Source organism: Spirosoma sp. (genome assembly GCF_048594605.1).
Classification (GTDB): Bacteria; Bacteroidota; Bacteroidia; order Cytophagales; family Spirosomataceae; genus Spirosoma.
In genome coordinates this window covers 1-10,232 of sequence record NZ_JBMDWV010000081.1, presented here as the reverse complement: position 1 = coordinate 10,232, position 10,232 = coordinate 1, and the positions used below count along the sequence as shown (strand labels likewise).

Here is a 10,232-nt window from a genome sequence, read left to right as displayed (position 1 = left end):
TTTCGGCACTTTGTTAAGTCAATGGAATTAGCTGCTGAAAATGATGACCAAGCCATGATTACGTCTGCCGGACGCTGGTTGAATTGGATCAAAAGCTCCGCCGTTTATTTCCCGGACGAACTTAAAACGACTGTGCAATTGGGAGTTACCGCCTTCCTTGAGGCGCAAAAGAGCCGTGGCATTGATCTATCTGACATCACGGCCTCGCCCAATGTGCCGTGGTATGCAGAAGACTTGTTGTTCGAAGTCTCTAAATCTTCAGCCTATCGTATCCGATCATGACTTCACTTACGTTTCAAAACAGCGTTTTGCTATTACTTCTTACGTTTAGCCTGCTCCTTACCCTTGCAGTGCTTTACTCGTTCCTGATCGAAAAACGGGAGGGCTTGAGCATTTCTTACAACCGTCTGTATACATCACTCGCGAGCAGTCTGCTACTGGGTATAATTGGTTTTTTTGTGCTTACTGTCGACCTCAGCAGCACCACCCAAAAGCGGATCAGTGTGCATGTGCAGCCAATAACGCCCACTACCAAGGCTCCCCTTTCGGAGGCCAGCCAAGACCAGATCAGAAAATTGGAGCAACGAAGGGAAGTTCTGCAAATTCAAAAGTCAAAGATTGAGAATGAAATTGCTCAATTAAACATCACCATCACCCAGCTCAGTAAACGACCAAACGATACCATCACCCAGCTTAGTACACCACGCCATTCACCGCTGGGCTCTCCCACGCTTTCTCTCGCCCTGAACTCTTGGCTTGTACTGCTAACGTTGGGTATACTCATTTTTCAAACAGCGACCATAATACTAACGGATGATCTAGGTTCTCTGCTGCCCGGTTGGCGTTGGAGGCGCAATGGAAGCCGTGCCCGGGAAGAAAAGTACAGGGAAGCATTAAAACAGCTTAACCAACTGGCCGTGGAGGCTCAATTAGATCGGTACGAGACTGGGCTGAGAATAGTGGACCGGATTGAACCTGCGCTAATGAGTACGCTAGAACAAGCAGACTACTATTACCTCAAATCTTTCTGCACCATTCAACTATTACTACGACAATACACTACGGAGGGAAGTGGTTTTCCTACCCCTAAAGACAAAGCGATGATGGCTGATACGGACAAAAGTTTGAAAACATTACTCAGCCTGGCCCCCCGCATGACTGAAGCCATGTATTTAGTTGGTGTACTCAAAATGATGCAGGAAGAGTACCAGGAGGCCATCGACAATTTTGACAAAGCGCAGGTGGGCCTTGGTGAGAAGGATGTTGACTTTGATAATTTTATCAGTACGTGTTGTCTTCAGTTGGCTTCCAACCTACTAACGCAGGGCAACATCGACGGTGCCGATCAATTGTTCCGGCGGGTGATTTCTATTGGCATTGCGGCTGACCGCGTACCTGCGATCCTATTGAAAAATCGTTTACTACAGGTACGTCAACATTACGTCAACAGGGAATTTGAAGCAGCCCGACAAGCCCTTGAGGCCGTAAACCAGATCTCTAACTTAACCCAACAACAACAACAGGCAATCGACATCATCTCAGAATCAATGAATATTCTGCTGCTTGATGGTGAACAACAGCACACGGAGGCACTTGGTGCGACCCGTACTTTCCTGAAAAAGTGGACACCAGCTGATATGCCCCCACCCGATGAGCTTACAGCCGATGAGTTTTTATTTTCCAGCACCCAGGAAGAAGTCTTGCCTTTTTCGGCAGAAGCATTCTGCGGATTCTATTTTCTTACAGCGGTGCTGCAATTGCAAACGCAGCAAGGCCGCCTTTCTCAAACCCAAACTGATGGCATTACCTACTCGTTGCTACGTGCCTTGCAATTTATACCCCGCCACCGCGAAGTTTTAGCCGCACTTGGTATTTTATATTTTTATGTAAATACGGATAAACGGATTAAGGCACTCGAATGGCTGGAAGCGTCAGTAGCCATGGGAGTTTTTCATCCCCTCGTTGTCCAATTGGTCGAAAAAGAAAAAGGGCGGGAAGTCAAGCGAGTCATGTTGTTGGACAAATTTATTTCTTTATCCTTAGAAAGACTTTTTGCACGCGACATCTCAGAAAACATGAGAAAAGCGCTACTCGATGAATGGGGTCTATTCAAGGAATATCATCCGGCACTGCAAGAAATCAAGTCTACACCCAAACCTGAATATGCCCCCATTACTCTGCAAGCCGTGCTAAACCGGGCAAAGTATATTGAAGAATTTACCTCCGAAGTGAATAGCTATGAGATTAGTGAACCTTCTGTTCACTTTAAAGTGACTCAAGAACGGTATGGTAGACTGGCACGGCAGCTCCAGAACCATATTCAAGAACTCACCGAAGTTGAGAAACAAATTCTGCTGGAGATTGGTAAACAAGTACTGCGCTAATTTTAATCTAAACAAAATCATGGAACCGGAAAAGGAAGTTAACCATTCGGAGGAAGAGCAGGAAGGGCCTTCCTCAGGGTCAGTGATGGAAGAAGCTGATGCGGAGAGCCGTCATTCACCCACCCCGTCGCCTATAGCTGCTATTGTAGACAAACCCTCAAATGCACCCGGCGGATTAAAATTAATAAACCGAGGCAGCAAACTTAGAAAGCAACTCTTGAAAAAAAAAGTCCCAATTGCTTATAAAGATCAGTTTAAAGACGATGCTCCTGCCATTGCACCTTTTTTAAGTGCCATTCTGGAACAGAAAGTAGATCGGTTTGCCAACCTGATGGAAAAGTTCATTCACAGAAAATAAACCAAATTCTGAAGCTGATGATTTGCCCACAATGTTATTCAACGGTGCCGACAGGAGCTACCGAATGTCCTGCCTGTAATACAGCATTTCAATTTGCCGGCATAGCAACCACAACAACCAGCTTCTTTGTTGAGCGAGCAGTAAGCCGTAAACTATCCGAAGAAGAAAATCAATCGTTATTAAAAAAAATGGAGGAGTCTGACAAAATACTGTCCCAGACTTTTGCCGGTCAGTTGGCTTATATAAAGCCTGACGAACTCGATGATATACTTGGCAAGCTTCAGGCTGACCACGACAAAGATTGGGAAAGAAATGTAAGTGCTTTGGCAAAAGCGGATTTGCAGCAATTACAGTTTGAGGGCCTACAACTGCAACACCTCATTTCTGACAATAAAGAAATCACCAATATACTTAACGTGGGTTTAAAATTACTCGCAAAAAAAAAATATGCTGAAGCAGCCGAGTGGTGGAGTCTACAACGAGGACAGCCACAAGTGCTCCCGCAATCTAAAGCAGAACTGCTCTATTTGCTGATGGAGATGTTTACCTATCGCCTGGACAACCAATTAAATAAAATCAATCATTTAATACAGCAAATCAGGCAGCACTCTAAATTTGGGAACTCTGTTTAGTCAAGGGTCGATTATAACCCCCAGTTAAACAACTTTTTGTCTAATATTGGACAGTTTTGAGTTAATAAACTGTCCAATATAAGTTAACGCTTGTGACCTGCTCACCTGATTCCAGGACAAGTTACTTGTCCTGGAATCAGGTGAGCAGGTCAGGCTAAAATACGTTCAATAATTTGACTTTCATTATTAATTAATGAACTATCTAATAGACTGTATATAAAGCGGTTAAATCTATTTTTGATATAAATGAAAATTGTTTACGAAAACCTCCGATTCTAATCAGGACAAGACAAGCATAATGATCCAGCCAGCTAGCAACCTGAAAGGTTTAAATCGCGTACGCTTGGTTTAGGGCTATAAAAGCAGTCATGTACATTTTGTGTACATGACTGCTTTTATCGTGTACATTTTTTACTGATATTTGTACATGAATCAATTTCAAGCTGAACTTCCTTATAATAAGCTACCTCTGTTACCACCTGCACGTGAGCTCGTAGAAACAATACAGATCTTACGTCAGGAGAGCCGAGCGGCTTCAGCACTCGCTGAATTAAAAGGTTTGAGCAGATTGTTACCCAATCCCGCTATCTTAATCAACGCACTGGTGCTGAAAGAAGCCAAAGCGTCCTCTGAAATTGAAAACATTATTACCACCGATGACAAGCTCTATCGAGCCTTGAGTCTCAAAGGGCAAGATGTTGATAAGGCTACTAAAGAAGTACTTCGCTACCGACAAGCCCTTTACACGGGGTATCACTTTATTAAACAGAAAGGATTTTTAAGTACCAATGGCATCCTTCAGATTCAACAGGAACTGGAGCAAAATCAGGCAGGTATCCGACGGCTTCCCGGTACTAGCCTGCGGAATGATCGGACCAATCAAGTCATTTACACGCCACCTGATGACCCCGCTGTGCTAAACGCTTTAATGCACAATTTGGAAGAATACCTTAATCATAGTGAGCTAGAGGACGTTTCGCGGCTCATCAAGCTGGCTGTCCAGCATTATCAGTTTGAGAGCATTCATCCCTTTTACGATGGCAATGGGCGTACCGGACGCATTATTAATGTACTTTATCTACTGCTTCACGATTTATTAGGTGAACCCATCCTTTATTTAAGTGGCTACATCATTGCGCACAAAGCGGACTATTACCGATTTTTACAAGCCGTGCGTACGGAGCAGAACTGGGAGGATTGGATCTTATTCATCTTACAAGCCGTTGAGGTAACAGCTCGGAAGACGATTGATCAAATTACACGTATTCAAGGGCTATTTGACCAGACGGTTGAGCAAGTTCGTAGACAAGCGCCAAAAATATATAGTAAAGAGTTAATCGAGGTGTTATTCGAGTATCCCTATAGTAAAATCGAGTACTTGGTTGATCGCCTACAAATTGACCGCCGGACGGCCTCTAAGTATTTGCGTAGCTTAGAGCAGATAGGCGTGCTTCGTGCTGAGAAGAAGTGGAAAGAAACGCTGTTTATTAATGTTGCCCACTTCAATTTGTTGCGTGAATAGTCAGCTTACCAACGGAATTTAAGATGTAGCCTATATTAGTTATTTGACGTACACCTGTTCATTTGTTATCGTTCACGAAAAGGTTGATTCTTAGCATTAACTGAACTTTTTAAAATCAGCTGCCAGAACCGTACCAAAAACGTCGGACTACGTATGAAATAAGTTACACGGAACTACCTATGGAACCCTTCTCGAAAGAACACCAAAACCGGCTATTTTCTATGCCTACAGGGCGAACCCGCCGTGCTGGAATATATATAGCGTCAACCTTAAATCCAGGATAAAAAGCTGGAAATGTAGCTACACTGATCCCTTTTTTACAAAATCCGCTACCTGAACGCTATATCGCTGTTTCGGTTTTTTTAACGCTATGTCGTCGTTTTTTACCGAACAGATAAAAGGTAATTTCTTGATAATCAGGAAAATACAAAGTTGGCACAAGTTTTGAAACTTCAACTTAAGGCGTTCTTGAATATATAAAAATAACATGATAACAGCGAGACTAATGTTTGTAGATACGTTGGCCCTTCCTGCTTATATAAGATAGATAGGTCGAAACTAAAATAGCTTCTTATTAACACGTTTTCTTTTCGTCACTAATACACATTTCGGGATGCAACCATTGAAAATCGATGATATTGTTGTTCAGTTGACTAAATACACCGTTGAGCCGAACGATCAAGACCAATTTCGCCTAGCGATGAGCGCATATGTGTTCCAGGCACTAAATGCTGAGGGAAACATAATGGCTGAGGCTTACGCTGAGATTGAACACCCCACCGTACTGTGGTTGATTGAGCGGTGGGAAAATCAGGAATCACTTACGGCATTGCAAGCCAGCAGCCAGGCTAAGGCTATCGACACACTGGCCAAGGTAGGCATGACGACTCCACACGAGAAGATTTCGGTAACGGATCTGGAGCCTCTCTCGAAAGAGGACTGGCGTAGATCACCAGACGCCAACGATGACCCAATGACGGTAATGCTATTCGTGGACGCCAGGCCAGGAACGCAGGATGAGTTCAAAAAAAGATACCATGCCGCTATGCCCTCTATCCGCGGTGAAGCTGGTGTGGTTACCTACCAGCTCACCCAGCTAAATGGAGCCAAAACGAAGTTTCTCACCTATGAAAAATTCCGCAATCCGGAGGCACTTCAGACACACCTACAGTTCCCGTTCGTGGGACCAATTCTCGATTTTCTGCACACCTCCATCACGAACCCACCTTTCGAGAAGGGACTGCATAAGCTAAAGCTATTTGCGCCCGCGACTCAGGAGTAGCACCTCATTACTTGTGTAGTTAGAATACTCATTATTAACTCAATAACTATATGGTTACTCAACAAAATAGTACACATGAATTGGAAGTGCTCCAGCAGCTTTCCAGCGCGCCGGTTGTGGCGACCATGCCTGTTGCGCACCTGCTCACGGCCCCCGGAAATGATGGGCTGCGCCAGTTTTTCTTTGATCCGATTGACGATGATCAGCAGTTGGCCGGTCAGAATATCGCCGTCATTGCTGCTGATGGCTTCGAAGAGATAGAGCTGCTTGGACCCGTATGGTACTTCCGTGCTTTGGGTGCCAAAGTCGATGTCGTTTCCATGAAGGCTAACCCGGCCCCGGCCCGTTTTGGACTAACTATGCCAGAAATGGCTCAGGATCACATCATGGCCATCCAGTACCTACAGCCTGTGGGCTGGGTTAAGGTGGATCGGCGGATCGATGAAATCCAGGTAGCCGAATACGATGCGATCTTCATTCCCGGAGGAGCCTGGAACCCGGATAACCTGCGCCATGACAAGGATGTAATCGCTTTCGTTCAGGCCTTCAACCAGTCAGGCAAGCTGGTAGCAGCCATCTGCCATGCACCCGTCGTGCTGGCTACGGCCGACATCCTGAAAGGTAAGACGCTGACCGGCTACTGGAATATACAAACCGATCTGAAAAACGCCGGTGGACAGGTAGTAGACCAGCCGGTAGTAGTTGACGGTAATCTGATCACCAGTCGCCATCCGATCGACGTAGCGGATTTCTCCCGGGCTGTGGCCGAGTGGCTAACCGAAAACAAGAATGCAAAGTAATACTGGTCTCCTCACTCCCTCTCCCTGGAAGGAGTGGGGACCTTCCTGCTCTTTTTTATCATTTCATCCATGTTCCTACCGCTATGGCATCTAAGTGGTCTCCGGGCAGCAACTCACGGCGTACCTTTCTTAAAAACACCACTGGCCTGGTTGGACTGACGCTGGCACCCATGAATCAGGCTGAACATACAGCGCCCGGTCCCTCTGTTGTGCAGGGCGCTACTGAACTGTCTTTACGCATCAATGGCCGGGTGTACTCGCTGCGAGCCGAGCCCCGGACAACCTTACTGGATGCGCTACGCGAGTATCTGCACCTGACCGGCACCAAAAAAGGCTGTGACCACGGCCAATGTGGTGCCTGTACCGTCCACGTGGAGGGCGAGCGTATCACCTCTTGTCTTACACTGGCAATCATGCAGCAGGATAAAGCCATAACGACCATCGAAGGGTTGGCGAATGGCGATGACATTGCGACTGCCCGGTTACATCCGATGCAGGAGGCTTTTCTCAAGCACGATGGGTTTCAGTGTGGGTATTGCACATCCGGACAGATTATGAGCGCCGTAGCCTGTGTACGGGAAGGCCACGCTACGTCCGATGATCAGTGCCGGGAGTGGATGAGTGGGAATATCTGCCGATGTGGCGCTTATCCCAATATCCTGGCTGCTATACGAGAAGTGGCGTCTCGTCAGTAATACACCTGTCCCTATCATCGACAACTTCACTACGTATCATCTGTCAAGATCGTAACCCATGAATGACTTTCACTATGCCAGGGCTAACACGGCCAGAGAAGCTGTGGACCTGATGAGCGATCAGCCGGAAGCCGTGTATGTGGCGGGCGCTACGACATTGCTGGATTTGATGAAGGCCAATCTGGCGGCTCCGCCCTTACTGATCGACATCAACACGCTACCCTTCAAAGGCATTGAGCAAACCAAAGATGGACTGCGCATTGGGGCCATGGAACGCATGAATACCGTAGGCGAAAACCCACTTGTCGTGCAACAGTTTCCGGCCGTATCGCAGTCATTACTGCTGGCGGCCTCGGCGCAACTACGTAACATGGCCAGCATCGGCGGTAATCTGCTGCAACGCACCCGCTGCGGTTACTTCCGCGATGCTGCTTTTCCCTGCAACAAGCGCCAACCGGGCTCCGGTTGCCCTGCCCTCACCGGCGACAATCACAACATGGCGATTCTGGGAACTAGTGAACGTTGCATCACAACCAGCTATCCCGGTGACTTGGCCGTAGCACTGGTGGCTTTCGATGCCGTGCTAATTCTGCAAAATCGAACCGGTAAACAGCGTCGGATGCCCATCAACGAATTCTATCTGCTGCCCGGCGATACACCGCATCGCGAGAACGTACTGGAAGCGGGTGAATTGATTATGGCAGTAGAGATTCCGGCCGCTGCTCACGCCCAGCACTCAACCTACCTGAAAGTGCGCGAACGAACCAGTTATGCGTATGCACTGGCATCGGCGGCCGTGGGTCTCGATATTCAGAAGGGTATTATTCGCTCGGCCCGGGTAGCCCTGGGTGGTGTGGGTGCGCAACCCTGGCGCAGCCCAGCCGCTGAGAAAGTGCTAACGGGAGCCCCGGCAAAACTAGCTACGTTTCAGAATGCTGCCGCTGCCGCGCTCCAGACCGCCAAACCACGTAGCGAAAATGCCTTTAAAGTAGAACTAGCTCAAAACACGCTGGTGCGCGCGCTGCAAACCGTGGCGAATGCCTAGGCGAACCTTCGTACCCGTTGCACCTATCTCCTTCGTTTATTTTCACTCCTTAAGACGTATGAGTCTAACTAATAACCCAAGATTTGCTGACCAGCAGTCCTCATCAGACGTTGTGGGCAAGCCGCTGATCCGTGTCGATGGGCGGGCCAAAGTGATGGGGGCAGCCACGTACACAGCGGAGCACAACCAATTACCCGGTCTGGTTCATGCTGTATTAAAAACCAGCGACGTAGCGAAGGGCCGCATCACCGGTTTTGACGACAGTGCAGCCAAGCAGATTCCGGGCGTACTGGGCATCGTCACGCACCAGAATCTACCACCGCTGGCGCAAACGCCTGCCACGCCGGAAGGCAAAAAGAAGATTGCGCTGGCGATGCAGATGAGCTTCACCCCGCTGACCTCGGATCAGATTTTTTACGCCGGGCAGCCTGTCGCTATTGTCGTTGCCGATACGCTGGAGTACGCTCAGCACGCGGCCGCGCTGTTGAAGGTGTCCGTTGTTGCCGAACAGCCCGTAGCCTCCTACCAGGATGCTCAGGCGAAACTGTTTACACCGACTGAGGGCGCGGCTGCCCAGATACCAGCTAAGCGCGGGGATGCTCAGACGGCCTTTTCGAACGCTCCAATACAATTGACGCTTACCTGCCAGCACAGCACCAACCACCACAACCCGATGGAGCCGGGCGCTACCATTGCTCATTGGGAGGCAACAGACCGCGTAACCGTTTACGACACGACGCAGGCCATAGCCTCGACCCACAAGGCGCTGTGCGTTATGCTCGGTCTGCCCCCCGACAACGTAAGGGTCGTCAACAAATACCTCGGTGGAGGCTTTGGTTGTAAACTCACGATGTGGCCACATACCGTACTGACGGCACAGGTCGCCAAAGCCGTAGGCCGACCAGTGAAGTTGGTTCTGACGCGTCCACAGATGTTTACCAGCATGGGCCATCGGGAGGACCAGGAGCAGACGCTGCGTGTAGGTGCTACGAAAGAGGGTAAGCTATTGGCCCTGCTGCACGAAAAAACGGCTACGACCTCGCCCTGGGACAATTACGCCGAAATGAACAGCAAGATCGTGGACATGCTCTACGCCTGTCCAAATTTTGAGGCCTCCCTGAAGCAAGCCCGGGCCAACGTGATGACCTCTACCTACATGCGCGGCCCCGGCGAAGCCCCAGGTTCGTTTGCCATCGAGTGCGCTATGGATGATTTGGCATACCGGGTCGGGCTGGACCCCATTGCCATCCGGCTGCTGAACCACGCCGACAAGGACCCAGGCACCGGCAAGCCCTGGAGCAGCAAAAGCCTGAAGCAGTGTTACGAGCGTGGCGCGGAACTGTTCGGCTGGAGCAAACGAAACCCGAAAAACGGCGTCACTCGTCAGGGTAACAAACTCATAGGCTGGGGCATGGCTTCAGGCTCGTACCCAGTACATGACGCGCAGGGCAACGCTCGCGTGCGACTATATGCCGATGGCCACGCCCTGGTGCAGGCTGCTGCCACTGACTTGG

10 protein-coding genes are annotated in these 10,232 nt (G+C 48.8%); all 10 read left to right on the top strand.

The genetic code is table 11. From position 1 onward, the window contains the following. A partial coding sequence (locus ACOJS8_RS04770) for a hypothetical protein (RefSeq protein ID WP_420147389.1) occupies positions 1–282 on the top strand: 282 nt, incomplete at its 5' end. Further along, a complete protein-coding gene (locus ACOJS8_RS04765) occupies positions 279–2,384 on the top strand; it encodes a tetratricopeptide repeat protein (RefSeq protein WP_420147388.1) in 2,106 nt (701 codons plus the stop codon). The genes ACOJS8_RS04770 and ACOJS8_RS04765, both read left to right, overlap by 4 nt. 19 nt (positions 2,385–2,403) lie before the next feature. Beyond that, positions 2,404–2,742, top strand: coding sequence for a hypothetical protein (locus ACOJS8_RS04760; RefSeq protein WP_420147387.1), 339 nt, complete (start codon positions 2,404–2,406; stop codon positions 2,740–2,742). Between the two features lie 17 nt (positions 2,743–2,759). Beyond that, positions 2,760–3,374: a hypothetical protein gene (locus tag ACOJS8_RS04755; protein ID WP_420147386.1), complete on the top strand. Its 615-nt coding sequence runs from the start codon at positions 2,760–2,762 to the stop codon at positions 3,372–3,374. Positions 3,375–3,801: 427 nt separating this feature from the next. Then, a complete protein-coding gene (locus tag ACOJS8_RS04750) occupies positions 3,802–4,896 on the top strand; it encodes a Fic family protein (RefSeq protein WP_420147385.1) in 1,095 nt (364 codons plus the stop codon). Positions 4,897–5,509: 613 nt separating this feature from the next. Further along, positions 5,510–6,178, top strand: coding sequence for a putative quinol monooxygenase (locus ACOJS8_RS04745; protein WP_420147384.1), 669 nt, complete (start codon positions 5,510–5,512; stop codon positions 6,176–6,178). Positions 6,179–6,228: 50 nt separating this feature from the next. Next, positions 6,229–6,978 carry a DJ-1/PfpI/YhbO family deglycase/protease gene (locus ACOJS8_RS04740; protein WP_420147383.1) on the top strand — a complete coding sequence of 250 codons (750 nt, stop codon included), beginning with the start codon at positions 6,229–6,231 and terminating at the stop codon, positions 6,976–6,978. An 83-nt stretch (positions 6,979–7,061) separates the two neighbouring features. After that, positions 7,062–7,673 (top strand): (2Fe-2S)-binding protein, encoded by a 612-nt coding sequence (locus ACOJS8_RS04735; protein ID WP_420147382.1) that lies wholly within the window; start codon positions 7,062–7,064, stop codon positions 7,671–7,673. A 58-nt stretch (positions 7,674–7,731) separates the two neighbouring features. After that, positions 7,732–8,718, top strand: coding sequence for an FAD binding domain-containing protein (locus tag ACOJS8_RS04730; protein WP_420147381.1), 987 nt, complete (start codon positions 7,732–7,734; stop codon positions 8,716–8,718). Between the two features lie 58 nt (positions 8,719–8,776). Further along, a partial coding sequence (locus ACOJS8_RS04725) for a xanthine dehydrogenase family protein molybdopterin-binding subunit (RefSeq protein WP_420147380.1) occupies positions 8,777–10,232 on the top strand: 1,456 nt, incomplete at its 3' end.

Excerpts from the sequence above, each read along its gene's own strand:
- ACOJS8_RS04730 (WP_420147381.1), top strand. The coding sequence starts at position 7,732 with ATGAATGACTTTCACTATGCCAGGGCTAACACGGCCAGAGAAGCTGTG.
- ACOJS8_RS04760 (WP_420147387.1), top strand. The coding sequence starts at position 2,404 with ATGGAACCGGAAAAGGAAGTTAACCATTCGGAGGAAGAGCAGGAAGGG.
- ACOJS8_RS04745 (WP_420147384.1), top strand. The coding sequence starts at position 5,510 with ATGCAACCATTGAAAATCGATGATATTGTTGTTCAGTTGACTAAATAC.
- ACOJS8_RS04755 (WP_420147386.1), top strand. The coding sequence starts at position 2,760 with ATGATTTGCCCACAATGTTATTCAACGGTGCCGACAGGAGCTACCGAA.
- ACOJS8_RS04765 (WP_420147388.1), top strand. The coding sequence starts at position 279 with ATGACTTCACTTACGTTTCAAAACAGCGTTTTGCTATTACTTCTTACG.
- ACOJS8_RS04735 (WP_420147382.1), top strand. The coding sequence starts at position 7,062 with ATGGCATCTAAGTGGTCTCCGGGCAGCAACTCACGGCGTACCTTTCTT.
- ACOJS8_RS04740 (WP_420147383.1), top strand. The coding sequence starts at position 6,229 with ATGGTTACTCAACAAAATAGTACACATGAATTGGAAGTGCTCCAGCAG.
- ACOJS8_RS04750 (WP_420147385.1), top strand. The coding sequence starts at position 3,802 with ATGAATCAATTTCAAGCTGAACTTCCTTATAATAAGCTACCTCTGTTA.